The sequence below is a fragment of the Bacillus sp. FSL R9-9410 genome (assembly GCF_038050385.1).
GTDB classification, from domain to species: domain Bacteria; phylum Bacillota; class Bacilli; order Bacillales; family Bacillaceae_G; genus Bacillus_A; species Bacillus_A cereus_U.
This window is the reverse complement of record NZ_JBBOTV010000001.1, coordinates 333954-360287: the sequence shown is the minus strand read 5'-3', so window position 1 is coordinate 360287 and position 26334 is coordinate 333954. Positions and strand designations below refer to the sequence as shown.

Sequence of the window (26334 nt, the reverse complement as noted above, 5' to 3'; positions counted from 1 at the left end):
CTATTATTGTAATAATTTCTTCCATTCCTCAGGCCACGGTTCGCCTCTTCCAGTTTTTTTCGATGCTTGGACCATCATACCGCGTCCAACTAAACAAACTTCTCCTTCTGCATTTTTGACCATATAGTGTAAATCTAAAGAGGAGTTCCCAACTGTTCCTGCCTTTACATATATTTTCAACTGCTCATCAAAATAAATTTGTTTAATAAAATTGCATTGTAAATCTGCAACAACGATCATCGTTTCTGATGATTCATGTGTCCATTCTTGCATAAATCCAAGTTCTTTAAATAATGCGATACGAGCTTCTTCAAAATATGTAAAAGCAACGACATTATTTACATGTCCAAACATATCTACTTCACCAAAACGAACTTTGACAGGATTATAAAATGAAAAACCACTTTCCCATTGCTCAAAGTCTTCAATATAAGAAATTCTCTTCATCGTTCCCTCTCCTTTTCGCCTTTAAAATAAACAGAATAAACAGAAATATAAAGTTATAAATATTGCCTCTTCAACATGAAGAGGCAATATTTATTAATAGTTATTGTCGCTACCAAAGAAATCTTTGAACGATTGAATTGTTGTATCACGGTTTAATGCTGCAATTGAAGTTGTTAATGGAATACCTTTCGGACATGATTGCACACAGTTTTGAGAGTTACCACAGTTTGCAAGTCCTCCATCACCCATAATTGCACGCAAGCGATCTGCTTTATGCATTTCACCAGTTGGATGCGAGTTGAATAAACGTGCTTGTGAAAGCGGTGCTGGGCCAATAAAGTCAGACTTACTGTTTACGTTCGGACATGACTCTAAGCAAACACCACATGTCATACATTTCGAAAGTTCATATGCCCATTGACGCTTTTTCTCTGGCATTCTTGGACCTGGTCCTAGGTCGTACGTACCGTCGATTGGAATCCAAGCTTTAACACGTTTTAACGCATTAAACATACGGCTACGGTCAACTTGTAAGTCACGTACAATCGGGAATGTCTTCATCGGCTTTAAGCGAATTGGTTGTTCTAACTGGTCAATAAGAGCTGTACATGATTGACGTGGTTTTCCGTTAATCACCATCGAACAAGCACCACATACTTCTTCTAAACAGTTCATATCCCATGCAATCGGAGTAGTCTGGTTTCCTTTTGAATCAACAGGATTACGACGAATTTCCATCAGTGCCGAAATAATATTCATATTTGGACGATATGGAATTTCAAACTCTTGGTCAAACTCTTGTGCATCTGGTCCATCTTGTCTCGTAATGATGAGGCGGATTGTTTTCTCAGACATGTTGCTTATCCCCCTTCTCTTTACCCTTAGCAGCTACATCATGTTTTGAGGAATAATCACGTTTACGTGGTTTAATTAATGAAACATCCACTTCTTCGTAATGGAATGCTGGTGCATTTCCTTCTCCCTCAAATTTCGCCATCGTAGTTTTTAAGAAGTTTGCATCATCACGATTTGGGAATTCTGGTTTGTAATGCGCTCCGCGGCTTTCATTACGGTTATATGCGCCAATTGTAATAACACGTGCTAACTCGAACATATTTGCAAGTTGGCGTGTAAATGAAGCACCTTGGTTACTCCATCTCGCTGTATCGTTAATGTTAATACGTTTGTAACGCCCCATTAACTCTTCAATTTTCGCATCAGTTTCTAGTAACTTTTTATTTTCACGAACTACTGTAACGTTATCTGTCATCCATTCTCCAAGCTCTTTATGAAGAACATATGCATTTTCGTTACCATCAAGCGTTAAAATATTGTTAAATTTCTCTGTTTCAATTAATTCATTTTGCTCATATACAGTAGATGAAACAGCATCAGATGATTTAGAAAGACCTTTCATATACTCAATCGCGTTCGGTCCTGCTACCATACCACCGTAAATTGCTGATAATAGTGAGTTCGCACCTAGACGGTTACCACCGTGCATAGAATAATCACACTCACCTGCTGCAAATAAACCTGGAATACTTGTCATTTGTTTATAATCAACCCATAATCCGCCCATTGAATAGTGAACCGCTGGGAAGATTTTCATTGGTAGTTTACGAGGATCATCACCCGTAAATTTCTCATAGATTTCAATAATTCCACCAAGTTTAATATCTAGTTCTTTCGGATCTTTATGAGAAAGATCTAAGTACACCATGTTTTCACCGTTAATACCTAGTTTTTGCTCTACGCAAACATCAAAGATTTCACGCGTTGCAATATCACGAGGTACAAGGTTTCCGTAAGCTGGATATTTTTCTTCTAAGAAGTACCATGGCTTACCATCTTTATACGTCCAAACACGTCCACCTTCACCACGTGCAGATTCACTCATAAGACGTAACTTATCGTCTCCAGGAATTGCCGTTGGATGGATTTGAATGAACTCACCGTTCGCATAATATGCACCTTGTTGATATACAGCAGACGCTGCTGTACCTGTATTAATAATAGAGTTTGTTGATTTTCCAAAGATGATACCAGGGCCCCCTGTTGCCATAATCACGGCATCAGCTTGGAAACTTTTTATCTCCATAGTTTGTAAGTCTTGCGCGACGATTCCTCGGCACACACCTTCATCATCCACAACAGCTCGTAAGAAATCCCAACCTTCATATTTCGTTACAAGTCCTGCTACTTCATGACGACGTACTTGCTCATCTAATGCATATAGTAATTGTTGACCAGTTGTTGCGCCAGCAAATGCTGTACGATGATGTTGTGTTCCACCGAAACGACGGAAATCAAGAAGTCCTTCTTCCGTACGGTTGAACATAACACCCATGCGGTCCATTAAATGAATAATACCAGGTGCTGCATCACACATCGCTTTAACTGGTGGTTGGTTCGCTAAGAAGTCCCCACCATAAATTGTATCGTCAAAGTGGATCCATGGAGAATCCCCTTCACCTTTTGTATTTACGGCACCGTTAATTCCACCTTGGGCACATACAGAATGTGAACGTTTTACTGGTACTAAAGAAAATAGTTCCACATTTACTCCTGCTTCTGCCGCTTTAATCGTTGCCATTAAGCCGGCCAAGCCACCGCCGACTACTATAAGTTTCCCTTTCATGCTCTCCCACTCCTTACTGGTTTGCTAGCTGTGGATCGATGAACGCTAATAATGCACTCACACCTACATAAGATAGACCTAAGAAAATAGCTAATGTTACATAAGTAGAGATTCTTTGTGAACGTGGAGATACTGTAATTCCCCAGCTTATGCAGAATGTCCATAGTCCATTTGCAAAGTGGAAAATTGTTGAAACAACACCAACTAAATAGAAACCAAACATAAATGGGTTGTTTAAAATATCTGCCATCATATCATAGTTTACCTCTTTACCTAACAATGCTTGAATACGAGTTTCCCAGACGTGCCAAGAAATGAAGATCAGCGTAACGATACCTGAAATTCGTTGGAAGACGAACATCCAGTTACGGAAATAGCCGTAAGATACCGCATTGTTCTTAGCTGTAAATGCAATATATAAGCCATATATAGCATGGTACAGTATAGGTAAAAAGATGATAAAGATTTCTAGCGCATACCGGAATGGAAGGAGCTCCATAAAGCCTGCAGCTTTGTTAAAAGCCTCTGCTCCTCTTGTTGCAAAGTTGTTTACAATTAAATGTTGCGTCAAAAAGACACCAACCGGGATGACCCCCATTAATGAGTGCCACTTACGAAACGTATACTCGCGGCCTTTCATGTCCCCATTACCCCCTTGAATGTTTGACTGCTGTTTTCAGATTAATTTACAACAATAATGTTTTTTCACTATTGGCATAAGAAAAACTGAAAAAATTATTCAAAATATTTCAGCATAATTTGATTCCAAGTTCATTTTACCCCTATTTTTGTCGAAGCGTCAAGAAAACGTATACATAATTTGCATATAATTTGCCAATTCTTTTTTTCTTCTTATATATTCAGATTTCCCCTAAGAAAAATCTGTTTTTATAAATGAAAAATGTTATATAATAAGCCCTATAGAAAGAGGGGAATATTGTGAGCAAAAATACAATCGATATAACATCTTTAGAAGATGTTTCATTGAACGCCTTCGCTTATGAATTGCTACGTGAAGAATTACTACCTGATTTAATTGGTAACGATTTAGATGGTATTTTATACTGGGCCGGTAGAAACCTTGCGAGAAAATATCCACTAGAAACAATTGAAGAAGTCATTCAGTTTTTTGAAAAGGCTGGTTGGGGTACTTTAAGCATCATTGAACATAAACGTCGTGAAATGCAATTTCAACTTAAAGGTACACTTATTACTGAGCGTCAAAAACAAAAAAGACATTCATCTTATCAATTAGAAGCTGGATTTATCGCCGAGCAAATTCAAAGACAAAGAAACGTCGTTGCAGAGTCCTACGAAGAACAGAAAAAACGTTCAGACTCTATTACATTTCTTGTTAAATGGGATATAAAAGATCTCATTGAAGTGTAGCATCTACCTACAGTCAACTAGACATATAAGTTTAGTTGACTTTTTTGTATATTCATTCAGGTGTGTTTATTTTAAATCTTCAGAAATTATACCAAAAAACAGAAGACGTTGTAAACTACAACGTCTTCTTATCTGTTAAATAAGTATAAATTGTCTCCGCTACATTTTTCGGCATACCCGCTTCGACAAATTCCGATATGGAAGCTTCTTTCATCTTTTTTAATGAACCAAAATGTTTTAGCAATACCTTTTTTCGTTTATCACCGATTCCCGGAATTTCATCCAACGCGGATTGAATAACAGATTTCCCATGTAATTGACGATGGAATGTAATTGCAAATCGATGCACTTCATCTTGAATGCGCTGCAATAAATAAAATTCTTGGCTATTCCTCTCAAGCATCACAGGTTCAGGCGGATCTCCAATGATTAAATGTGATGTTTTATGTTTTTCATCTTTTACAAGCCCTGCCATTGGAATATATAATCCAAGCTCGTTTTCAAGAACATCACTTGTAGCCCCGAGATGTCCTTTTCCCCCATCGATAATTATTAAATCTGGCAAAGGTAAATTTTCCTTCAATGCTCTCGTATAACGACGTCTCACAACTTCCCTCATAGACTCGTAATCATCTGGCCCTTGGACTGTTTTAATTTTATATTTCCGATATTCTTTCTTCGCTGGTTTCCCATCGATAAAAGCAATCATTGCTGAAACAGGATTTGTCCCTTGAATATTTGAATTATCAAACGCTTCAATACGATAAGGTGTTTCAATACCGAGCTGCTTTCCTAAATGATCTACAGCTTTAATCGTTCGCTCTTCATCACGTTCAATTAAGTGAAATTTCTCTTCTAGTGCAATTTTTGCATTTTTATTTGCTAATTCCACAAGATCCTTTTTCTTCCCACGCTTCGGCTGTGTCGCTTCAACTTCTAAAAAGCACTCTACTAATTCTGAATCGATACTTCCTGGAACAACAATTTCCTTCGGCTTGAAATGACTACTGTTTTCATAAAATTGACCGATAAAAGTTAAAAAACCCTCTTCAGGTTCATCATATATCGGGAACATGGAAACATCGCGCTCAATTAACTTTCCTTTTCGAACGAAGAAAACTTGAACACACATCCACCCTTTATCAACTGCATATCCAAACACATCACGATCCACTAAGTCACTCATAATCATCTTTTGCTTTTCCATAATTGCATCAATATGAGCAATTTGATCTCGCAACTCTTTCGCCCGTTCAAATTCTAGTTTCTCTGAGGCCTCATACATCTTCGTTTCTAATTCTGAACGAATTTCTTTATGCCCACCGTTTAAGAATTTAATAATTTCATCAACAATTTCTTTATTTTGCTCATCCGTTACTTCTTTCACACAAGGTGCTAAACATTGACCCATATGATAATACAAGCAAACTTTATCTGGCATATTTGAACATTTACGAAGTGGATACATACGATCTAATAATTTCTTTGTTTCATGTGCCGATTGCGCATTTGGATAAGGCCCAAAGTACTTTCCTTTATCCTTTTTTACATTTCGCGTAATGAGTAAGCGCGGCTGTTTTTCAGCTGTAATTTTAATGAAAGGATATGTTTTATCATCTTTTAATTGAATATTATATTTTGGATCATATTTTTTTATTAAATTTAACTCTAAAATAAGAGCCTCCAAATTTGAGGAAGTCACAATATATTCAAAATCAACAATTTCTCCAACAAGCCGGAGTGTTTTCCCATCATGTGAACCAGTAAAGTACGAGCGCACACGATTTTTGAGTACCTTTGCTTTTCCGACGTATATAACCGTTCCCTGCTTATCCTTCATTAAATAACAACCAGGTTGATCGGGCAAAATTGCTAACTTCTCTTTTAAATGCTCGTGCACTCGTCTCCCTCCATTTCAACATGCTTATCATTTTTATTTTTACATAAAAACATACTATGCCAAAACACCCAACATACGTTCTTTTATTGTAACGGAAAGGTTGTAAAAAAGAAAATAAAAAAAGCTACCAAATGGCAGCTTCTTTATTTTAGAAGTGTTTAGAAACTAATTCTACTAACGCTTCTTTCGGTTTATATCCTAACGCTTGATCAACCACTTTACCGTCTTTTAATACGAAAAGAGCTGGAATGCTCATTACTTCGAATTGACGAGCAGTTTCTTGGTTTTCATCAACGTCCACTTTTACTACTTTTACTTTCTCGCCTAACTCTGAATCGATTTCCTCTAATACAGGAGCGATCATTTTACAAGGTCCGCACCAAGGCGCCCAGAAATCTAATAATACAACACCTTCGCTAGTTTCAGCTGCGAAGCTTTGGTCATTTGCATTTATAATTGCCATTTTATTTCCTCCTTCAAGTATATTCTACCAAGAGTATATCATTAACTTTTATACGTGGCGAATATTATGTATCGTTATGTATTGTAACAAAAAAATGTTCCTTTATACTATATAAAAATATGGATGAAATACTAAAAAGATGAGAGACAGGGGATCTCTCACCTTTTTCTATATATAGGGGTACTTCACTTGGAACTCAAGGGTACTCAAATCATGAATGTACTTTTAACTTTTTAAACTCTTCTGTTAAAAGAGGTAATACTTCAAATAGATCACCGACGATACCATAGTCAGCTACTTTGAAGATACTAGCTTCTGGATCTTTATTAATCGCAACAATTATTTTTGAATTAGACATACCAGCTAAATGCTGAATCGCACCAGAAATCCCGCATGCAATGTATAGGTCTGGTGTAACAACTTTACCCGTTTGACCAATTTGTAATGAATAATCACAGTACTCTGCATCACAAGCACCACGTGATGCTCCAACTGCGCCGCCGAGTACGTCAGCTAATTCTTTTAACGGTTTAAATCCTTCTTCACTCTTCACACCGCGTCCACCAGCGATAATAACTTTCGCTTCAGAAAGATCAACACCTTCTGCAGTTTTACGGACAACATCTTGAATGATTGTACGTAAATCTTTCACATCTACTGTAATAGAAGACACGTCAGCTGTGCGAGACTCGTCTTTTTCAAGAGTTGCGATATTATTTGGGCGCACTGTCGCAAATAATATACCATCTGTTACAATCTTCTTCTCAAATGCTTTACCAGAATAGATTGGACGAGTAAAGATAACATTGCCACCTTCAATTTCTAAAGCAGTTACGTCAGAAATTAAACCAGCTTCGAGCTTCGCTGCTAATTTTGGTGATAAATCTTTACCAAGTGCTGTATGTCCAAATACAATGCCTTCTGGATTTTCTTCAGCATATACAGCTAAAAATGCTTGTGCATAACCATCAGATGTATATGATTTTAATTTATCATTTTCAACTGTCACAACGCGATCTGCACCGTAATGAATCAATTCATTTGCAAAAGAGGCAACGCTGTCTCCAACTAGAAGACCTACCACTTCACCGCCTTCTGCAATTGTTTTTGCTGCTGCTACCGCTTCAAACGAAACGTTACGTAGCGATCCATCACGAACTTCACCCATTACTAATACTTTACGAGCCATAGATTTTCCCTCCTGCATATATAATTTCGTATTTTATTAGATTACTTTCGCTTCTGTGTGGAGCAACGATACAAGTTCTTTTACTTGATCTTGCAGCTGGCCTTGTAACACTTTTCCTGCATCTTTCTTAGGAGGCAAATAGATTTCAATTGTTTTTGTTTTTGCTTCCACATCTTCTTCTTCTAAATCTAAATCATCTAATTCTACTTCTTCTAATGGCTTCTTCTTCGCTTTCATAATACCTGGAAGTGATGGGTAACGCGGTTCATTTAAACCTTGTTGCGCTGTTACTAGAAGAGGTAATGATGATTCAATTACTTCTGTATCCCCTTCAACATCACGCTCAATCTTCACATTTGTACCATCAATTTCAAGCTTCGTAATCGTCGTTACGTATGGGATATTTAACGCTTCAGCTACTCGTGGACCAACTTGTCCAGATGCACCGTCAATCGCAACGTTCCCGCCTAAAATTAAGTCAATTTCTTTATCTTTTAAATATTCAGCAAGCACTTTTGCTGTTGTAAATTGGTCACCATTCTCAACATCATCTTCAATGTTAATTAGTACCGCTTTATCGCAACCCATCGCTAATGCTGTGCGAAGTTCTTTTTCACTATCCTCGCCACCAACTGTTATAACAGTAACTTCTCCACCTTGTGCATCTCTTACTTGAATCGCTTCTTCAATCGCATATTCATCGTAAGGGTTGATGATGAATTCCGCTTCGCCATCGTAAATTGCACCGTTTTTAATTACGATTTTTTCTTCTGTATCAAATGTTCGTTTCATGAGTACGTAGATGTTCATTCCATTTACCCCCTTATTTTTCAGAAAGATTCTATCAATTTTAAAATTCTGTTAATTTTTATTAAAAAAATAATTGGACTACCTACCACTAAATGAAGGCTTACGTTTTTCTAAAAACGCTGCTACACCTTCTCTTCCATCTTCACTCGTAAATACTTCACCAAAAATCTGTGATTCACGCTGTACACCTTCATAATAATGAGACGATTTTGTCGTCTGTAATAACTCTAGCACAGCACGAGTTGTTGCTGGGCTTTTTCCAGCAATCTGTTTTGCAATTTTAAGCGTATCTTCTAAAATGGATTCTTCAGAAAACACTCCGTTAACAAGTCCCCATTGCAATGCTTCTGCACCAGTAATTGGTGTGCTTGTTAACATCATTTCACAAGCTTTCGCTTTACCAACATAACGTGGTAAGCGTTGTGTACCTGCAAAACCAGGAATTAATCCAAGTGTTAATTCAGGTAAACCAAGCTTTGTACTTTCAGTTACAAAGCGCATGTGGCAAGACATAGCAAACTCAAGGCCACCGCCAAGTGCCGCTCCATGAATTGCCGCAATAACTGGTTTTGAACATTTTTCAACACGCTCAAACGTAACTTGTCCAAGCTGTGCTAACTCTGTTGCTTGCTTCGCTTCAGTAACAGATGTAAATTCTTTAATATCTGCCCCCGCTGAGAAGAAGCGTCCTTCACCATGTAGAACAACAACACGAATGTTATCATCCTTTTCCACTTGATCGATTAATTCAGTAACGTCATGCATAACTTGTGAAGACATCGCATTAGCTGGAGCATGATTTAACGTCGCCACCGCGATATAATCTTCAACTTTTACAGATAGGAATTTCAACATGATCCCTCCCATTATTGACGATAACCACAAGCTGCAATAAGTAGCCCGTGTACCGTTTTTGAAAGTGCGACCAGATCATACTTATGATCGCTCATTACCCAATTGGTCACAACTTCATCTACTGTTCCAAAGATCATTTGTCTTGCCACGCGAACATTTAAATCCGCCTGAAACTCACCTTGCTTTATACCTGTCTCTAAAATCTCATCCATAACTTGTAAGTAGCCTTTTAATACTTCATTTATTTTAAGGCGCAAGTCTTGATTGGACTGCCTTAGTTCTAATTGCGTAACGATAGCAAGAGGATCATTTTGTGACAACAGCAAGAAGTGCGTTTCTACCAACATGAATAACTTCGCTACAGCGCTTTCAATTCCTGCTATTTTTTGACGAATTGTTTCAACAAATTCTCCCATCTTCTCTTGGAATAAGGATATTAATATATCTTCTTTATTTTTAAAATATAAATAAATCGTGCCATCAGCTACTCCAGCTTGCTTTGCAATTTTAGAAACTTGCGCTTGATGGTATCCATTCTCCGCAATCACAATGACTGCTGCATCAATAATCTGATTGTATTTCGGTCTGTTTTTCTTCACTTTACTGTCCCCTTCAAGAAGATGACTGAATGAATAGTCATTCATATTCTTATAATACTGACTATTTAGAAAAGTGTCAATCCTATTTTTTCAAAAAGAAAGGGCCTTAGCCCGTTTGCTCATCCTCATTCTTTCTCTTCTCTTCATCTATTAGGACACGGCGTAAAATTTTTCCGACTGTCGTCTTCGGCAACTCACTTCTAAACTCATATACCTTCGGAACTTTGTAAGCTGCTAAATATTTACGTGCAAACTGATCTAATTCTTCTTCAGAACACTCAGCGCCTTCTTTCAAAACAACAAACGCTTTTACAGTTTCCCCTCGATACGGATCAGGAACACCGATTGTTACCACTTCTTGCACCTTTTCGTGTTCATATAACACTTCTTCTACTTCACGAGGATATACGTTAAAACCACTAGCAACGATCATATCTTTCTTACGATCTTTCACATAGAAAAAGCCATCCTCATCCATGTATCCTACATCACCTGTATGGAGCCAGCCATCTTGCAGTACAGCTGCCGTTTCTTCTGGCTTATTCCAATACCCTTTCATAATTTGTGGGCCCTTTACAACAATTTCACCAATTTCACCTGGAGGTAATGACTCTCCTGTTTCAAGTGACATGATGATTGCCTCTGTATCCGGCCACGGTACCCCAATACTTCCCGGTACACGCTTTTCCCACAAAAAATTCCCATGTGTAACTGGTGATGACTCTGTTAATCCATAACCTTCTACTAATTTACCACCTGTAACTCTCTCAAACTCCTCCTGCACTTCTACAGGAAGCGGTGCAGAACCACTAATACAAGCCTGAATTGAAGAAATATCATATTCTTTTAAAAGAGGACTATTTAATAGAGCAATATAAATGGTTGGTGCTCCTGGAAATAGTGTAACTTTATGTTTCTTAATTGCTTCAAAAACCATTTTCATATCAAACTTCGGAATAAGCACCATTTTATATCCTTGCATAATACTTAAATTCATTACAGCTGTCATCCCGTACACATGAAAAAATGGAAGAACACCAAGAATTACCTCTTCTCCTTCTTTACAATTATATAACCAATGCGCTCCCATTAAAGTGTTCGAAACGAGGTTTTTATGCGTTAACATAACCCCTTTTGGAAACCCTGTCGTTCCCCCTGTATACTGCAAAAGGGCTAGATCATTTTCAGGATCACATGGAACTTCAACATTAGCACTACTTTCCCTTTCTACCGATTTCCAAAGATGAATCGTTTCGCTTTCCGACACATTCACAACAAGATTTGCCTGCTTTTTTTGTACAAATGGATAAAGTAAATTTTTAGGAAATGGTAAAAAATCTGCAATACGGGTTACGATAATGTGCTCAAGCTTTGTTGCAGTTTGAACGTTAGTAACTCTCGGAAACACTAAATCAAGGCAAAGAATAACTTTTGCCCCTGAGTCATGAAGTTGGTACTCAAGCTCTCTTTCTGTATAAAGAGGATTCGTTTGTACGACAATCCCCCCCGCAAGCAAAGTACCATAATAACCAATTACAGATTGCGGACAATTCGGTAACATAATCGCAACTCTATCGCCTTTTTCAATACCAAGCCTTTGAAGGTAATTCGCAAATTTTTTTACCTTGTCATGGAAATCTGAAAATGTAACATCTTTCCCTAAAAAGTGAAGCGCTTTCTTTTCTGGATAACGAGAAGCCATTTTCTCTAAATATCCATGAAGTGGCTGAATATCATAAGAAATTGTCCCTGGAATTTCATCCGGATAACTCTGCAGCCAAGGTTTTTCCACTCTCATTCCCCCTTCCAATACTTGTGAAAATAAATGAATGTTCATTCATGATGATTGTTTTCATTATATTACAGTCAGAACATCGTTACAATCATAATATTCTGACTTCTTTATAACTATGCTTTACTTCGTTAACTTCTTATTATATGTAGAAACTCTCTTAATTTTAAAAGAATAAGAGAGTTATCGTTAATTAGCTTAATCTTATAATCGTTAAAACTGCACCAGGTGTAGTCGTTGATAATGTTGCAATAGCTAACAATCCAAACAACTGCAAACTAATTGCACTCCCCGCTGCAAGAGTCGTAATAATTGTTGCACTAAATGATGTCGTTGCTAATGCAGGGGAATTGATAGTCCCCGCAAGCGGTGCACCGTTAATTGTAATTCGCGAACTAACTAATAATGAAGCCGTTATATTAACTGTATATGAAATATAATAATTCCCCGCATTTGCGGCCGTAAATACTGTGTTCCCCCCCGATACTGTAATTCCTGGACCGATATTTTGATTATTTGGAAGTGGGACATTTGTTCCACCAAGAAGCACTGATATTGCCGCTCCTGATGTATTATTCGCAAATGCATACGTCGCAGTTATACTTGTACCCGTTACTCCCGTTGATCCTGTTGCTCCCGTTTCACCTGTTACTCCCGTTGCTCCCGTTGCTCCTGTTGCTCCCGTTGCTCCTGTTGCTCCCGTTACTCCTGTTACTCCTGTTGCTCCTGTTGCTCCCGTTGATCCTGTTGCTCCCGTTGCTCCCGTTGCTCCTGTTGCTCCCGTTGCTCCCGTTGCTCCCGTTGCTCCCGTTACTCCTGTTGCTCCCGTTGCTCCCGTTACTCCCGTTGCTCCTGTTGCTCCTGTTGCTCCCGTTACTCCCGTTGATCCTGTTGCTCCCGTCGCTCCCGTCGCTCCCGTTGCTCCCGTTGCTCCTGTTGCTCCCGTTGCTCCCGTTGCTCCCGTTGCTCCCGTTGCTCCCGTTGCTCCCGTTGCTCCCGTTGCCCCCGTTGCCCCCGTTATTCCTGTCGCTCCCGTTGGACCTGTTGCTCCTGTTGCTCCCGTTATTCCTGTCGCTCCCGTTATTCCTGTTGCTCCCGTTATTCCTGTCGCTCCTGTTGGACCTGTGTCACCTGTTGGGCCTGTTGCTCCTGTCGCCCCCGTTGGACCTGTTGGACCAAGCTTAGGAACTGTCCCATCGCAACTAAAACAGCATGAATCAACATGTACACCGTTTTGATTACACCCACAATATCCATTTGTATCATTGCGCCATGAAGACATGTTGATCCCTTCCTTCAAATTCAATCTTTTAAATATAAGCAACGAATTAAAATACATCTATCGAATAATAAAGAGAAACTTTCATCAATGGAGATAAACACAGGTTTATTCCCTATATTCTAGTAATTATTACATGCGACACTCTCTCTTTTTGCTTGTACATTCGCCTTCCTGCTTAAACGAAATTCCTTTTCTGCATTTTTCATACACATATGGATTTCAATCTCATATATCAAAATTCGTATAATTCGTTATTTTTCGTCGAAATTTTAAAAAAATATTGACACTTAAAATATCCTCATAGTATGATTTGGTTGTTGTAATTGATAACGATTTTCAATATCGTGCATTGCATATAAAATAATTCATTTGGGGGCAGAAGATGAAGAAAATTCTTAGCATTTTCATGGTAGTTCTTCTATTCGTTGTCGGATGCGGACAACAGAAAGAAGAGAAAAAAGAAACAAAAGCGGACAATAAAAATCAAGCTATAACAATTAAACATGCTGAAGGGGAAACAAAGTTAGATAAACCAGCGAAAAAAGTTGTTGTACTTGAGTGGGTATATTCAGAAGACTTATTAGCACTTGGTGTTCAGCCAGTAGGGATGGCAGACATTAAGAATTATAATAAATGGGTAAATACAGAAACAAAACCAGGTAAAGATGTTGTAGACGTAGGGACACGTCAACAACCAAACTTAGAAGAAATTAGCCGTCTAAAACCAGATTTAATTATCACAGCTTCATTCCGTAGTAAAGCTATTAAAAACGAATTAGAACAAATTGCACCAACAGTTATGTTTGATCCATCAACAAGCAATAACGATCACTTTGCAGAAATGACAGAAACATTTAAACAAATTGCAAAAGCAGTTGGAAAAGAAGAAGAAGGTAAAAAAGTATTAGCTGATATGGATAAAACATTTGCTGATGCAAAAGCAAAAATTGACAAAGCAGGCTTAAAAGATAAAAATATTGCAATGGCACAAGCATTTACAGCTAAAAATGTGCCAACATTCCGTATTTTAACTGACAATTCTACAGCTTTACAGGTTACAAAAAAATTAGGTTTAACAAATACTTTTGAACCAGGTAAATCTGAGGCAGATGGTTTTAAACAAACAACTGTAGAATCATTACAAAGTGTACAAGATTCAAACTTCATTTACATTGTAGCTGATGAAGATAACATTTTTGATACTCAATTAAAAGGGAACCCTGCTTGGGAAGAGTTAAAGTTCAAAAAAGAAAACAAAATGTATAAATTAAAAGGCGACACTTGGATTTTCGGTGGTCCTGAATCTGCAAAATCATTAGCAAAACAAGTAGCAGATGTAATGACTGCGAAGAAGTGATTGAACGATGAATAGCTTTCAACATACACTTCGAGCAAGTCTTGTATTCGGAGGAGGAGCAGCTCTCTTGCTCCTCCTTTTCTTTATTCATATTGGTCAGGGACAAGCAAATATTTCCTATAGTATGATTATCGACGCTCTTATCTCACCGAACCAATCTCTAGAGCATCAAACTTTAATCATGCTTCGATTACCTAGAGCTGTAATTGCTATTTTAGCTGGAGGGGCTCTTGCTGCATCTGGGGTCATTTTACAAACTTTAACGAAAAATCCACTTGCTGAAGCCAGTACAATGGGAATTCACTCTGGAGCATATTTCTTTTTAGTAACAGCTACTATTTTTTTACCGAAAGGTTTGCAAATTAACTCACTTCTTTTCACATTTATCGGTGGTGCAATTACTGCTTTATTTGTATACCGTATTTCTGGTGGGAAAAAGGGAACCCCACTTAGAATGGCGCTAGCTGGGATGGTCGTTACATTAATGCTTTCTGCCTTTACTGGAACGATGCAGCTTTTCTATGAAAATGAAACAGCAGGTTTATTTTTATGGGGAGCTGGATCTCTTATTCAAAATAACTGGGATGGCGTTCAATTTGCTTTTCCATTTATCATTATTTCTTTCCTAGTTTTACTATTCATGTCACGTAAGCTTAATATCCTCTTACTCGGCGATGATGTAGCTGTTTCACTTGGAGAGAAAACCGCAGTAACACGGTTTATTGCATTCATCGCTGCAATCTTTTTAACAGCAGTAATTGTAACTGTTGTTGGACCGATTGGGTTTGTCGGCTTAGTTGCACCACACTTAATGCGCCTTATTGGTTATCGTCAACACTTTACCCTCCTTCTCTCCTCATTCTTATGGGGAGCAATATTATTACTAGGAGCAGATGTTGTCGGTAGATTAATAGATCCAACTGGCGCAGAATTACCTGTCGGGGCAGTTACAGCAATGATTGGATCACCTTGGCTTATTTATTTAGTGTATCGCATGATGAAATCGAAACAATATATGAATGATAATGGAGCTAATGCAGCTGGAGCTAGTTCTCGCTATTACTCTTATAAAAAGGTAATCATTATATCTATCATGCTTTGTATTGTGACGATTTCTCTTGGCGTTGCAATCGGTAGCAACTCTTATATCGAAAACATTACAAATGTCATAACAGGACAATTAACACAATTTGATAAAAATATGATGATGAATCTTCGTTTACCAAGAATGCTCGTTGCCGCTATTGCTGGAGCCTGTCTTGCGATAAGCGGACTTGTTTTCCAAGGCATATTACGAAATCCACTGGCTGATCCATCTATTATCGGAATTTCGTCTGGAGCCGGTGTAGGTGCTTTAACCATTATGTATGTCTTCCCTGCACTTCCTGGTTTCTTCCTACCAATTGGTGCATTTATTGGTGGACTGCTTGCAGTTGGAATTGTCCTTTTCTTCTCATGGAAATCAGGATTTAGTCCAACAGCTCTCGCTTTAATAGGAATTGGCATTTCGGCGCTCGGTTCAGCGATTATTCAAATCTTTATCGTTAAAGCGAATTTGAATGTGGCTGCTGCTTTAACATGGTTGTCAGGTAGTACTTATGCAAGGGGATGGAATCACTTAGAAAATATCATTCTATATCCATCGCTGATTCTTGTGCTAATTATCTTTTTCTTAATGAAACAACTTGACGTTCTTGTGCTTGGCGATGATTTAGCAACCGGACTCGGGCAGCCTGTAAATAAAACGCGTCTTGCTCTAATTGTTTTAGCGACACTACTTGCATCAGTCAATATCGCTGCTGTCGGTACTATCGCCTTTTTAGGCCTTGTTGCACCGCACTTAGCGCGGATCGTTGTTGGCATGAATCATCAAAGACTATTCGTTTGTTCAGCACTGTTTGGAGCAATCCTTCTTTCCGTTGCTGACTTACTCGGACGAACAATTGCATATCCGAAAGAAATACCTTCTGGGCTTGTTGTTGCTGTACTTGGAGCTCCGTATTTCTTATGGTTAATGAGGAAAAGTGGGAAGAAAGTTAATTAAAAAGGAGGCTTCTTGTATTGGAAGCCTCTTTTTTTATTATTCATTTTCATAGCCTAACAGGAAACTAACTGTTTTTCACGAATTTAACCCATGAACATAACTAGGAGGGATAACATGTACCAAACAATTGAAGGCTTTTTACAATCATGGAAATACGAGGCTGAGTCTACTCAAAAGATGCTCGATGCATTAACAGATGAATCTTTGTCACAAGAAATTGCACCTGAACACTGGACGTTAGGAAGAGTTGCTTGGCATATCGTTACTGCAATTCCTGTTATTCTATCAGGGACAGGGTTAAAGTTTGAAGGTGAAACAAAGGATTATCCTGTACCAACTTCAGCAAAAACAATTACAGATGAGTACCGTAAAGTAAATGTAGCTTTTGTTGAAGCACTTCAAAGCGAATGGACTGATAAAGACTTAGCTACTATTAATGACTTCTTTGGTCGTCCTATGCCGAATTCTATATTTTTAATAACACTCATTAATCATCAAAATCACCACCGCGGGCAGATGACTGTTTTAATGCGTCAAGCTGGATTAAAAGTCCCTGGCGTATACGGCCCTTCGAAAGAAGAATGGGCTGCAGCTGGAATGGAAGCTCCAAAAATGTAATGACAGAAAAAGACAAGGTGTCCTATCACCTTGTCTTTTTCTGTAACTTGTTTCATGTGAAACTATTTTCTACTAAATAGTTGTTTTATGAGGAAAATACGTTAAAATAAATTCATATTATTAGGAAAGGGGAACCGTATTGAATACAAAGAATAAAAAAATAACATTGGGAACTCTTTTACTAACTTCAATCATTGGAGTTATCGGTGTATCTATTTACTTCACATGTTATGGCACACCATGGGGAAAACAAACAGCAATTGCCGAATCAAAAAGTTATATTACAAAATACTTCAATTTAAATACAAAAGTCAAAGATACTTCTTATGATTCTAAAATGAATAGCTATGCGATCTCTTTTGAAACAAATACAGACGGAGAGTTTACTATCGAATATAAAAGTCCTAATAACTTTAACATTTCTCCAGGAGTGCAAGAGTATTTAAGCAAACACTATAAATTTACAGAGTAGTAACGAAGCATACATATACAAAAAAAAGTTGGTATAACGCCAACTCTTTTTTACGTATTCTTGTCATACTGTTATATCTTCCTTCTCTATATTTTTAATTCCGTAATATGCAATCGCAACTCCAATTGCTGCCAATGCTAGTTGAAGGGGAAGAAAAGTTGCTGTAGGAAACGTTGGGTTGCTATTCATTGCAATTGATACAACGATAAGGGATGAAACAATTGTAGTTGGCACTGAACGTTTACGCATTCCGAAATATAATGGGATTAAACTCATTCCCGCAGTTGCAATGGCTAAAGGAACCAGTTTTATTCCTTCTTGCATCAATTGATCTACTGTAAATGGATTAGGAAGAATTGAAAAATAACTATCTATCCCAAAGAAAATTCCTACTACTAAAATGTTCGATAAAATAACTGTTATAAATGTTAATGTTGCTGTAATGGCCAACTTACTAACCATCATTTTCTTTCGGTTAATTGGATAAGAAAACATGAGTAATATTGTTTTGTTTTTATATTCATCAATTATTAACTTGGCTATTAGTACGCCACCAAAAATAATAAATGTTGCTCTTACTAATGTGCTAGCCATCAACAAAATTTTCTGTGGATCTTTTATTTCAGGATCTCCTTCTATTTGAGCAACGAAACTAACGAAAATTAGTAGTGCCAGTATAATGATATTTGCAATAACTGCTCTCTTCACATACCATCCGAGCTTAAACTTCTTCAGTTCTAGCTTCATAAGACGTAGCATGATAGTCCTCCTTTTATTTAAATTTTAATCGATATAAATTCCTCCTGTTTTACTTAAAATCTTCACATCATTTTTTGCATCACCGATGGTTCCTTCTTTTATCTTTTCTGTATTTTTATCTTTCTTAAGTCCTTTTAAATCTATCATTATGTCAGTCGAATTACTTTTAGCCGTAAGCTTCAATGAAGCTGGGACATCTTTGTACCTTACGCCAATATCACCTGATTTTGTTTCTACAAATAATGATTTTCCTTCTGTCATATCTTTCAGTAATACTTCCCCGGATGTTGAAGTGATGTTCATATTTTCGTTTTTTATATTTTTCACATAATTATCGCCAGTAGTAGAAGTTATATTTACTTCTTGTAATGAACTATCTTTTAACATTAAATCTCCACTTTCGGATGTGAACTCACCCTTATCTGCCGATAGTCCTACAATCATTTCATCTCCAGACTTGCCTTTTGTCACGATACTTTTTACTACTATATCGCTTATTTTCACATCACCCGATTTATTATTTAATACAATTTTATCTATTTCTTTCTTCGGAACAGCTATAGATATACTATTTTTCTTCCTAAATGTAAAACCATTAAAAAATTTGGTCACCTTTTGTTTTTGCTTAATCACAACTTTATTACCGTCATTTTCTATTTTGACGGGATCTATCTCTTTATCTACTTGTTGACCTTGGGCGGAAACTACTATTTTATTAGAGTCTGTACTTTTAAATTCAATATCCCAGTTTTCATTGTCTATTTCTATTTCTTTTATATTATTTATCTCAAAAGACTTTTCTTTCTTAAAATCTTTCCCCTGAAACACCTTAAAACCAAAAACCACACTAGCAATTGTAATAAGTAAACTTGCAATTACTATTATTTTTTTCACTATTCATACCCCAGTTCGTTGTTGTTTTAAGCTTACTTCACGCCACATCAATTTTGTCGATTTTACGATATGAAAGATAACTAATAAAAATCCCTAATAAACAGAGCACTATTGGAATAGCGATAAAATTAAACATACTTACTTGACCGTTTCCAGAACCAACGTTACCATTAATTAGCATCCCAATTATTACTGCAGAAGTAATTGTTGTCGGTGTCGATTTTTTTCTCATCCCAAAAAATAAAGGAATTAAACTTATACCAGATATCATAAATGCACTTATAATAGTAGTTGGAACGCTAGCTATTAATTCGCCTATCGTAGCAGGCGTTTCAATCAGTCCGATCATTGGACTCACAAAATATACGAGCAAACTAATAATGAAAGTAGCAATAATCGTGCTCACAAAACAAAAACAAAAAACAATTGTTAATTTCGCCCTCATTAGCATTTTCCTTTGTAGCGGGTACATAAACGATAGTTGCATCGTTTTGTTCTTATACTCATCAATTACTAAACGTGATAAAAGGACTGAACTAAAAGTAATGAATGTTATCCTAATAAAAATGTTTATTAAAGCCATTTGTTGTGTGAAGTCAGAGAGTAGCAAATCTACCTCGCCTTTCACTCCCAACGCCATAAGATTTACTACAATAAAAATTGCTATAATACAAATTGCTACACTTTTAAAGTAACTAGATAATTGATGTTTTTTCCACTCTAGCTTCATTAATCTAAGCATACAAACCACGCCTCCATTCTTTATATAACTCTCTCTACGCTGCTAACATTCTAATTCCAGCAGTAACTACGCTTAACATTCCTATCACTGGTAGAATTAACAACCATTTCCGCTCTGGTTTCCTATAATAGAGAATTCCACTTATAAACATTACGATTAATCCACTTACCAGGTTCAGCCACAGTCCATTAAGCATGAATACCTTCTCCATCCATTACATTTAAGAAATACTCTTCTAAAGAACTATGTTTCTTATTAATACTTTCAATTTCTACATCGTTCATAATAAGTGCTTTTGAAATTGCCTGCTGCGTCACCGCCACTTCATAAACACGAATCATGTTTCCACTCATTATTTTGTAGTTTTTTATACCAAGTTTATCTTCTAAAATATAAGCTGCACGTTTTACGTCAGGAACAGTGATTTCAATGTACTCTGTTTGTTTTCCGTTAATACTCTTCATTGAAACTTCTTTTATTAGTTTTCCATTTTGAATCACACCGATTGTATCTGCCATTTGTTCCATCTCACCTAAAATGTGACTAGAAACTAATAACGTAATGCCATATTCTTTGCAAAGCATTTTAAATAAGTCTCGTAACTCTTTAATACCAATTGGATCTAAACCATTAATCGGTTCATCTAAAATGAGTAATTCTGGCTTTGTCATGATCGCCCTTGCAATACCAAGTCGTTGTTTCATTCCTAATGAAAAATCTTTTACTTTTTTATTATCTATACCGTGCAGTTTCACTAAATTTAAAGCATGATCAATTGCGTTTTTATCGTAATATCCCATATATTCACAATGTAATTCTAAGTTTTCCTTCGCCGTTAATTTATCATAAAAGATTGGATATTCAATAATTGTCCCCATTCTTTTTAATACTTCATAAGATGTGTCTGTTAACTTCTCACCGAAAATTTCAATATCACCGCTCGTCGGTTTTATTAAATTTGTAATCATTTTCATAATCGTTGTTTTACCCGCGCCGTTCGGTCCTAAAAAGCCGTAAATCTCTCCTTTTTTCACATGCATATTAACACTAGAAATAACTTCTTTCCCTTTAAACACTTTCGTTAACTGGTTCGTTTTTAATATATATGTCATGTCACTTTCCCCTTTCGCACTGCTCTATATTTCTATAATAGACAACGGAAATCTCTTTTTTCTTACCCGTTCCTTACAAATTCCTTACGTTCAAAAAAGCTTGTAGAATCTACTTCTCTACAAGCTAAAACTGCATCTTTGTTAATACAACTGTAAAAACCGTTTTTTCATACGGCTTACTAGAAAGATAAATTTCTCCATCCATCGCTTCCACAAGCCTTTTCGTAATCGTTAACCCTAGACCACTTCCTTGGTACAATCTATTTCTTGAATCTTCAAGTGTGTACATACGCTCAAACACTTTATCAATATGAGATTCATCAATTCCTTTTCCTTTATCCCATACGTCTATATACACACTCGTTTCATCATCTCTTAAAGTCATACCAATTGTCTTTCCATCGTCCCCATATGTAATCGCATTTGATATTAAATTATTCAATACCCTGCCTAATACTTCTACATTTCCAAGTGCATATATATTTCTTTCTGCTATATCAATATGGACATGAAAACCTTTCGTCGTCACTAAATCATAAAAAGATAAAATCTTCTCTCGGCAAACTTCATTCATATTTACTTTTGTCATCTCGATTGCTTTGTCACCGGATTCTAATTTTGCTAAATCAAAAAACTTATGAATCAGTTCCATCACTTCTAGTGTTTTTACATGCACCTTTTCGAGTAATATTTGCTGCTCTTTCTCATTTATCGTTTTATCCTTATTTAACATTTCGGTATATCCAAGAATAACTGTTAGTGGTGTTTTCAAATCATGTGAAATATTTGAAAGCATTTTTCTCATCGAAATTTCCACTTTCGCATGATCTGCATTCGTTTTCTGTTTTGCATCTAATAAATGATTAATCGCCACTAATAACTTTTGCAATTCTAGATCATCTGTCATAATTAATAGCTTCTCACCAGTTTGTTCTTTTACAATTCGATTTAACTTCTCATACGTGTAGCGTAAATTCCTACTACTATTTTTCCTAATTTTATATTGCACGTAAATAACGATAAGCAATATAATAATCACCACTGTTAAAAATATAACCATACTACATCACTTCCAATTTATAGCCAATTCCCCACAGTGTTTTTATATATTCCGGGTTAGATGGGTCCGTTTCAATCTTCTCGCGTAATCTCCTCATATGAACATTAATAACATTATCATCACCATAATATTCTTCATTCCAAACTAGCGTATATATTTGTGCTTTTGTAAATACACGTTTTTGATTCTTCACGAATAGTTTTAAAATCTCAAACTCTTTGAAAGTAAGTTTAAGCTGTTTTCCCTTTTTCTCCACCGTAAAATTAATTGGGTCAATTATTAAGTCCCCAATCTGAATGGTCTCCTCTTTCAGTTCCGTAGCTGAATACTTTGTAGATCTTCGAATTGCAGCTTTGACACGTGCTGCTAATTCAATCATAGAAAATGGTTTACAAATGTAATCATCTGCTCCAAGCCCTAAGCCAATCGCTTTATCAACATCCGTATCTTTTGCTGACATCATTAAAATCGGAACAGCACTCTTCTCACGGATAATTCTTACAACCTCTAATCCATCTAACTTCGGCATCATAATATCAAGAATAATTAAATCAAATGATGATTTTAAAAAGGATAATACGCCTTCTTCACCATCAGATGCGATTGTAATTTGAAAGCCTTCTTTTACCAAGTACTTTTCAACCATCTCTTGAATTGAGATATCATCTTCAACTAATAAAATATGATATGACATATTTCTATCCCCTTTTCACAAACATTAACAATTCAATTGTATCGCAACTGCAAATTAGTTGGTACAATTATGTGAATTTTTAAACCAACTTCCCTTCCTTCCTTAACAATGATATGATGAAATTCACTACTATTGTTCATAATTAACTTTATATAAAGGAGACTTATCATGTCAGAAAACAAAAAAGTAAGCTTAGCTGATTTAATGCGCGAACAACTTGCAAAGAAAAAGCAAGGAAATGGAAACGGCTCAAATAATGGAAGTCAAAGTCAAGAAACGAAAAAATTACAAAACCAACAAACGAAGAAAACAAACAACCAACGTAGACGTACAGGTGTATAAATGAGCGGGCAAAAACGATCTAACGTCGCGCCAGGTCTTGCGGTTGATATTGTGTTAAAACAAGATCAACGTACAGGCAAGCTAACAAGAGGAATTGTAAAAGATATTTTAACTAACTCACCCTCTCATCCGCATGGCATTAAAGTACGATTGCAGGACGGGCAAGTTGGCAGAGTCCAAAATATCATTCAATAAGAAAAGGAGCTCATTTAAACTTGAGCTCCTTTTTCTTTATTAACCTTTAATTTTCTCGATGAAAACCACTTTTAAATAGTCTCCTTCTTTAAATTGATCAATTGTACGGAAATCTTCTGGTAAAGAATGTTCTTCTAATATTTTATATTTACCGTTCATTTCTTTGAATGCTGTATCGATAAAGCCATTAAACTTTTTCATATCGAATGCGCTACAATTTGTAGAAGCTACGATAATACCGTTATTTTCTGTAATCGCAATTGTTTCTTTTAATAAGTTTTTATAATCTTTCGCCGCACTGAACGTATATTTTTTTGAGCGTGCAAAACTTGGAGGGTCAAGTACAACCATATCAAATTTCATCTTTTTCTTAGCAGCATATTTGAAATATAGAAATACATCTTCTACAATAATATCTTGTGCTTCGTAATCAATTTCATTTACACTAAACTGCTCAATCGTTTTACTTAAGCTACGATTTGCAAGGTCAACACTTGTTGTTTTACTTGCGCCGCCAAGTGCTGCAAATACAGAGAAAGCTCCAGTATAAGAGAACATATTTAAAACTGTTCTTCCTTTTGCATATTTATCACGAATTTGTTTTCGAACGTTACGTTGATCTAAAAATACACCAACCATCGCCCCGTCATTTAAATATACAGCAAAATTTACACCGTTTTCTTTTACGATAAGTGGGAACTCACCGTGCTCTCCTGTTACGAAATCATCACCTTCAATGTACTTTCCTTTCGTATCAAAACGTTTTTTCTCATAAATCCCTTTGAAGTTTGCTACTTTTTGAAGTGCTGCTACGATTTCATCGCGGAAAGTATAAATACCTTCACTATACCAACTTATTACGTAATAACCGTCATAATAATCGATGATTAACCCACCAAGGCCATCACCCTCACCATTCAGGGCACGAAACGCTGTTGTATCATTTGATTTATAAAAATCTTTTCGTTTATGTAAAGCAGATTTGATTTTACTTTCAAAGAAAGATTGATTCACTTCCTCCTTCTCTTTTCTCGTTAAAATCCATCCATATCCTTTATTTTGTTTTCCATAATAGCCTTTTCCGATGAATTGGTTCTTCTCATCCACTACGTTGATGATTGTCCCTTCTTCACGTACATCATTTAAATTTTGAATCGCATCTTTTAAAATAAGTGGATACCCACTTTTAATTTCTTTTATAAACTTCGGTTTTATTTTTATAGTTACTTCAGATCGCATGTAATGTCTTCCTTTCCATTTAAATGCTTTCTAATTAGTAGGAAGCAATGTAAAAAACGAGGCTGAAAAAACAGCCCCGTTTCACTATACCATATTATCGCTTTGCTAGTACAACCAGCTCATCCTCCCCCATAATCGAAAAAAAACTTATATATTTCATTATTACTATTGACAATGATAATGAATTTCATTATCATTTAATGTATATGAATTCATGAAATTAAAAGTAACTTTATAGGAGGAATAAACATGATTATTGTTGCAAATATAACTAAAATTACGAAAGATAATGGTCATAAATTAATCGAGCGTTTTAATAAAGTTGGAAAAGTTGAAACAATGCCTGGTTTTTTAGGATTAGAAGTTCTTTTAACACAAAATACAGTTGATTACGATGAAGTAACAATTAGCACTCGCTGGAATTCAAAAGAAGATTTTCAAGGTTGGACGAAGAGCTCAGCATTTAAAGATGCTCACTCACATCAAGGTGGGCTACCAGAGTATATTCTCGACAATAAAATCACTTACTATAATGTTGAGGTTGTACGTATGCCAATGGCAGCAGCACAGTAAGCATATTTCTTTTTTAAAGTATAGAATATGAGGAGCGTTATCACTTCTCATATTCTATACTTTTTTTATTTACTGTCTTTTTACTAGTTTCGCATGCACTACTAATCTTCCCGCTTCCGGATCAAGTGCATAGTCACACGTCGAAAGTGTTACGATTTGATCACTTTCTGTCACTTTTGTATCCGTTTTGTACAGCGATTTTTCTTGAATTTTCTCCAAAAATGATGTGTATTCCGTATTACTGCTAAAATCCGTTTCAATGTAATAAAAATCAGTTGTTGTTGTATACACCGAAAACACTTCAAGATCATATCCTTCAAATAATGTATCGTAATATAATTTACGATGCGACATGAAGAAATCTTCATCTAACATTTTCTTTAAACTTGCAAACATAGAACCATCTTTCATACGGTGACCGTATAAAATTGTATTTCGATTTTGCGACTTCACATCATTACGATAGTCCATAAAGATACTGCCTGCTCGCATATCTTCTCCTTTATAATTACGGTATAAATAGTAATCATTATCTTTAGCTTGAACAATTGGATAATTAATTTGTGTATCATCCATCGTAATCCATCCAACTATTTCTTGGTTAATTTTTTGTAAATCTTGAAACTGTTTTCGTATCTCTCCGTCTTTTGCCTTTTCCTCTACCGGACTCCGCTCATAAATTCCTTGTGCCTCAGCCATTACTTTACGATTTTCATAGTAGTCCATAAAAATGCCGCCTAATTCATACATTGAGTAGAAAAAGATACCTAAAAAAACAACCGTAAGTATTCGTTTAAAAAAAGGATTCTTTTTCTGTTTTTCTGTACTACTCAAATTATCACCTCAAAACGGATTGCGATCAGTGC

29 protein-coding genes are annotated in these 26334 nt (G+C 36.3%); 8 read left to right on the top strand and 21 right to left on the bottom strand.

Features of this window, described 5'->3' with window-relative positions; all coding sequences use genetic code 11:
- Window positions 1–3 precede the first annotated feature (3 nt).
- The 4 genes from MKX77_RS01955 to sdhC all read right to left on the bottom strand — a co-directional run bounded on the left by MKX77_RS01955 (window position 4) and on the right by sdhC (window position 3728).
- Window positions 4–447, bottom strand: coding sequence for an acyl-CoA thioesterase (locus MKX77_RS01955; protein WP_341305678.1), 444 nt, complete (start codon window positions 445–447; stop codon window positions 4–6).
- A 93-nt stretch (window positions 448–540) separates the two neighbouring features.
- Window positions 541–1302 (bottom strand): succinate dehydrogenase iron-sulfur subunit, encoded by a 762-nt coding sequence (gene sdhB, locus MKX77_RS01950; RefSeq protein WP_002088861.1) that lies wholly within the window; start codon window positions 1300–1302, stop codon window positions 541–543.
- The gene (gene sdhA, locus MKX77_RS01945) at window positions 1295–3088 is read right to left on the bottom strand and encodes a succinate dehydrogenase flavoprotein subunit (protein ID WP_215554329.1); all 1794 of its coding nucleotides are present in this window, start codon (window positions 3086–3088) and stop codon (window positions 1295–1297) included. Before sdhA ends, sdhB begins: the two co-directional genes overlap by 8 nt.
- Before the next feature lie 13 nt (window positions 3089–3101).
- Window positions 3102–3728, bottom strand: a complete 627-nt coding sequence (gene sdhC, locus MKX77_RS01940; RefSeq protein ID WP_002015407.1) for a succinate dehydrogenase cytochrome B558 — start codon at window positions 3726–3728, stop codon at window positions 3102–3104.
- Window positions 3729–4027: 299 nt separating this feature from the next.
- On the opposite strand from sdhC, the gene MKX77_RS01935 reads away from it, so the two are divergent.
- Window positions 4028–4477: a YslB family protein gene (locus MKX77_RS01935; RefSeq protein WP_002015405.1), complete on the top strand. Its 450-nt coding sequence runs from the start codon at window positions 4028–4030 to the stop codon at window positions 4475–4477.
- A 115-nt stretch (window positions 4478–4592) separates the two neighbouring features.
- Here MKX77_RS01935 and uvrC read toward each other — a convergent pair whose 3' ends face one another.
- The 8 genes from uvrC to MKX77_RS01895 all read right to left on the bottom strand — a co-directional run bounded on the left by uvrC (window position 4593) and on the right by MKX77_RS01895 (window position 13367).
- Window positions 4593–6377, bottom strand: a complete 1785-nt coding sequence (uvrC, locus tag MKX77_RS01930) for an excinuclease ABC subunit C (RefSeq protein WP_341305677.1) — start codon at window positions 6375–6377, stop codon at window positions 4593–4595.
- 148 nt (window positions 6378–6525) lie between these two features.
- A complete protein-coding gene (trxA, locus tag MKX77_RS01925; RefSeq protein ID WP_000974757.1) occupies window positions 6526–6840 on the bottom strand; it encodes a thioredoxin in 315 nt (104 codons plus the stop codon).
- Window positions 6841–7051: 211 nt separating this feature from the next.
- Window positions 7052–8029 carry an electron transfer flavoprotein subunit alpha gene (gene etfA, locus MKX77_RS01920; RefSeq protein WP_341305676.1) on the bottom strand — a complete coding sequence of 326 codons (978 nt, stop codon included), beginning with the start codon at window positions 8027–8029 and terminating at the stop codon, window positions 7052–7054.
- A gap of 36 nt (window positions 8030–8065) precedes the next feature.
- Window positions 8066–8839 (bottom strand): electron transfer flavoprotein subunit beta, encoded by a 774-nt coding sequence (etfB, locus tag MKX77_RS01915; RefSeq protein ID WP_341305675.1) that lies wholly within the window; start codon window positions 8837–8839, stop codon window positions 8066–8068.
- 78 nt (window positions 8840–8917) lie between these two features.
- Window positions 8918–9694, bottom strand: a complete 777-nt coding sequence (locus tag MKX77_RS01910) for an enoyl-CoA hydratase (protein ID WP_215554332.1) — start codon at window positions 9692–9694, stop codon at window positions 8918–8920.
- A gap of 11 nt (window positions 9695–9705) precedes the next feature.
- The gene (locus MKX77_RS01905; protein ID WP_012261773.1) at window positions 9706–10293 is read right to left on the bottom strand and encodes a TetR/AcrR family transcriptional regulator; all 588 of its coding nucleotides are present in this window, start codon (window positions 10291–10293) and stop codon (window positions 9706–9708) included.
- 106 nt (window positions 10294–10399) lie between these two features.
- Window positions 10400–12085 (bottom strand): long-chain-fatty-acid--CoA ligase, encoded by a 1686-nt coding sequence (locus MKX77_RS01900; RefSeq protein ID WP_341305674.1) that lies wholly within the window; start codon window positions 12083–12085, stop codon window positions 10400–10402.
- Window positions 12086–12278: 193 nt separating this feature from the next.
- Window positions 12279–13367, bottom strand: coding sequence for a BclA C-terminal domain-containing protein (locus MKX77_RS01895; RefSeq protein WP_341305673.1), 1089 nt, complete (start codon window positions 13365–13367; stop codon window positions 12279–12281).
- A gap of 382 nt (window positions 13368–13749) precedes the next feature.
- Between MKX77_RS01895 and MKX77_RS01890 the strand changes: the two genes are divergently transcribed.
- From MKX77_RS01890 to MKX77_RS01875, 4 genes are all read left to right on the top strand, one after another.
- Window positions 13750–14724 carry an ABC transporter substrate-binding protein gene (locus MKX77_RS01890; RefSeq protein ID WP_341305672.1) on the top strand — a complete coding sequence of 325 codons (975 nt, stop codon included), beginning with the start codon at window positions 13750–13752 and terminating at the stop codon, window positions 14722–14724.
- 7 nt (window positions 14725–14731) lie between these two features.
- Entirely contained in the window at window positions 14732–16768 is a 2037-nt protein-coding gene (gene fhuB, locus MKX77_RS01885; RefSeq protein WP_341305671.1) for a Fe(3+)-hydroxamate ABC transporter permease FhuB, read from the top strand.
- Between the two features lie 114 nt (window positions 16769–16882).
- Complete coding sequence (locus MKX77_RS01880) at window positions 16883–17386, top strand: DinB family protein (protein ID WP_088079449.1); 504 nt, start codon at window positions 16883–16885, stop codon at window positions 17384–17386.
- A gap of 139 nt (window positions 17387–17525) precedes the next feature.
- On the top strand, window positions 17526–17858 hold the full coding sequence (locus MKX77_RS01875) for a YfjL-like protein (RefSeq protein WP_341305670.1): 333 nt from the start codon (window positions 17526–17528) through the stop codon (window positions 17856–17858).
- A gap of 63 nt (window positions 17859–17921) precedes the next feature.
- On the opposite strand, the gene MKX77_RS01870 is transcribed toward MKX77_RS01875, so the two are convergent.
- The 7 genes from MKX77_RS01870 to MKX77_RS01840 form a co-directional block, all read right to left on the bottom strand.
- Window positions 17922–18617, bottom strand: a complete 696-nt coding sequence (locus MKX77_RS01870) for an ABC transporter permease (protein ID WP_341305669.1) — start codon at window positions 18615–18617, stop codon at window positions 17922–17924.
- 24 nt (window positions 18618–18641) lie between these two features.
- The gene (locus tag MKX77_RS01865; protein ID WP_341305668.1) at window positions 18642–19511 is read right to left on the bottom strand and encodes a DUF4097 family beta strand repeat-containing protein; all 870 of its coding nucleotides are present in this window, start codon (window positions 19509–19511) and stop codon (window positions 18642–18644) included.
- A 37-nt stretch (window positions 19512–19548) separates the two neighbouring features.
- The gene (locus tag MKX77_RS01860; protein ID WP_341305667.1) at window positions 19549–20253 is read right to left on the bottom strand and encodes an ABC transporter permease; all 705 of its coding nucleotides are present in this window, start codon (window positions 20251–20253) and stop codon (window positions 19549–19551) included.
- Window positions 20254–20287: 34 nt separating this feature from the next.
- Window positions 20288–20449, bottom strand: coding sequence for a hypothetical protein (locus tag MKX77_RS01855; RefSeq protein WP_341305666.1), 162 nt, complete (start codon window positions 20447–20449; stop codon window positions 20288–20290).
- Entirely contained in the window at window positions 20442–21365 is a 924-nt protein-coding gene (locus tag MKX77_RS01850) for an ABC transporter ATP-binding protein (RefSeq protein ID WP_341305665.1), read from the bottom strand. The genes MKX77_RS01855 and MKX77_RS01850 overlap by 8 nt, the downstream gene beginning before the upstream one ends.
- A 124-nt stretch (window positions 21366–21489) precedes the next feature.
- The gene (locus MKX77_RS01845; protein WP_341305664.1) at window positions 21490–22425 is read right to left on the bottom strand and encodes a HAMP domain-containing histidine kinase; all 936 of its coding nucleotides are present in this window, start codon (window positions 22423–22425) and stop codon (window positions 21490–21492) included.
- A 1-nt stretch (window position 22426) separates the two neighbouring features.
- Window positions 22427–23119, bottom strand: a complete 693-nt coding sequence (locus tag MKX77_RS01840) for a response regulator transcription factor (RefSeq protein ID WP_215554344.1) — start codon at window positions 23117–23119, stop codon at window positions 22427–22429.
- Window positions 23120–23287: 168 nt separating this feature from the next.
- Here MKX77_RS01840 and MKX77_RS01835 point away from each other — a divergent pair, with 168 nt between their 5' ends.
- Both MKX77_RS01835 and MKX77_RS01830 read left to right on the top strand, forming a co-directional pair.
- Window positions 23288–23461 carry a hypothetical protein gene (locus MKX77_RS01835; protein WP_002015431.1) on the top strand — a complete coding sequence of 58 codons (174 nt, stop codon included), beginning with the start codon at window positions 23288–23290 and terminating at the stop codon, window positions 23459–23461.
- Complete coding sequence (locus MKX77_RS01830) at window positions 23462–23656, top strand: YwbE family protein (RefSeq protein WP_002160297.1); 195 nt, start codon at window positions 23462–23464, stop codon at window positions 23654–23656.
- Window positions 23657–23695: 39 nt separating this feature from the next.
- Here the strand turns inward: MKX77_RS01830 and MKX77_RS01825 are convergent, their stop codons facing one another.
- Entirely contained in the window at window positions 23696–24895 is a 1200-nt protein-coding gene (locus MKX77_RS01825) for a class I SAM-dependent rRNA methyltransferase (RefSeq protein ID WP_215554345.1), read from the bottom strand.
- Between the two features lie 249 nt (window positions 24896–25144).
- Here MKX77_RS01825 and isdG point away from each other — a divergent pair, with 249 nt between their 5' ends.
- The gene (gene isdG / locus MKX77_RS01820) at window positions 25145–25468 is read left to right on the top strand and encodes a heme oxygenase (RefSeq protein ID WP_215554346.1); all 324 of its coding nucleotides are present in this window, start codon (window positions 25145–25147) and stop codon (window positions 25466–25468) included.
- Window positions 25469–25537: 69 nt separating this feature from the next.
- Here isdG and srtB read toward each other — a convergent pair whose 3' ends face one another.
- Window positions 25538–26302, bottom strand: a complete 765-nt coding sequence (gene srtB / locus MKX77_RS01815; protein ID WP_341305663.1) for a class B sortase — start codon at window positions 26300–26302, stop codon at window positions 25538–25540.
- Window positions 26303–26334: the final 32 nt, after the last annotated feature.

Bases quoted from the DNA above. Each gene is read 5' to 3' on its own strand.
- MKX77_RS01955 (WP_341305678.1), bottom strand. From the start codon at position 447: ATGAAGAGAATTTCTTATATTGAAGACTTTGAGCAATGGGAAAGTGGT.
- sdhB (WP_002088861.1), bottom strand. From the start codon at position 1,302: ATGTCTGAGAAAACAATCCGCCTCATCATTACGAGACAAGATGGACCA.
- sdhA (WP_215554329.1), bottom strand. From the start codon at position 3,088: ATGAAAGGGAAACTTATAGTAGTCGGCGGTGGCTTGGCCGGCTTAATG.
- sdhC (WP_002015407.1), bottom strand. From the start codon at position 3,728: ATGAAAGGCCGCGAGTATACGTTTCGTAAGTGGCACTCATTAATGGGG.
- trxA (WP_000974757.1), bottom strand. From the start codon at position 6,840: ATGGCAATTATAAATGCAAATGACCAAAGCTTCGCAGCTGAAACTAGC.
- etfA (WP_341305676.1), bottom strand. From the start codon at position 8,029: ATGGCTCGTAAAGTATTAGTAATGGGTGAAGTTCGTGATGGATCGCTA.
- etfB (WP_341305675.1), bottom strand. From the start codon at position 8,839: ATGAACATCTACGTACTCATGAAACGAACATTTGATACAGAAGAAAAA.
- MKX77_RS01910 (WP_215554332.1), bottom strand. From the start codon at position 9,694: ATGTTGAAATTCCTATCTGTAAAAGTTGAAGATTATATCGCGGTGGCG.
- MKX77_RS01895 (WP_341305673.1), bottom strand. From the start codon at position 13,367: ATGTCTTCATGGCGCAATGATACAAATGGATATTGTGGGTGTAATCAA.
- MKX77_RS01890 (WP_341305672.1), top strand. From the start codon at position 13,750: ATGAAGAAAATTCTTAGCATTTTCATGGTAGTTCTTCTATTCGTTGTC.
- fhuB (WP_341305671.1), top strand. From the start codon at position 14,732: ATGAATAGCTTTCAACATACACTTCGAGCAAGTCTTGTATTCGGAGGA.
- MKX77_RS01880 (WP_088079449.1), top strand. From the start codon at position 16,883: ATGTACCAAACAATTGAAGGCTTTTTACAATCATGGAAATACGAGGCT.
- MKX77_RS01870 (WP_341305669.1), bottom strand. From the start codon at position 18,617: ATGCTACGTCTTATGAAGCTAGAACTGAAGAAGTTTAAGCTCGGATGG.
- MKX77_RS01860 (WP_341305667.1), bottom strand. From the start codon at position 20,253: ATGCTTAGATTAATGAAGCTAGAGTGGAAAAAACATCAATTATCTAGT.
- MKX77_RS01855 (WP_341305666.1), bottom strand. From the start codon at position 20,449: ATGCTTAATGGACTGTGGCTGAACCTGGTAAGTGGATTAATCGTAATG.
- MKX77_RS01850 (WP_341305665.1), bottom strand. From the start codon at position 21,365: ATGACATATATATTAAAAACGAACCAGTTAACGAAAGTGTTTAAAGGG.
- MKX77_RS01845 (WP_341305664.1), bottom strand. From the start codon at position 22,425: ATGGTTATATTTTTAACAGTGGTGATTATTATATTGCTTATCGTTATT.
- MKX77_RS01840 (WP_215554344.1), bottom strand. From the start codon at position 23,119: ATGTCATATCATATTTTATTAGTTGAAGATGATATCTCAATTCAAGAG.
- MKX77_RS01835 (WP_002015431.1), top strand. From the start codon at position 23,288: ATGTCAGAAAACAAAAAAGTAAGCTTAGCTGATTTAATGCGCGAACAA.
- MKX77_RS01830 (WP_002160297.1), top strand. From the start codon at position 23,462: ATGAGCGGGCAAAAACGATCTAACGTCGCGCCAGGTCTTGCGGTTGAT.
- MKX77_RS01825 (WP_215554345.1), bottom strand. From the start codon at position 24,895: ATGCGATCTGAAGTAACTATAAAAATAAAACCGAAGTTTATAAAAGAA.
- isdG (WP_215554346.1), top strand. From the start codon at position 25,145: ATGATTATTGTTGCAAATATAACTAAAATTACGAAAGATAATGGTCAT.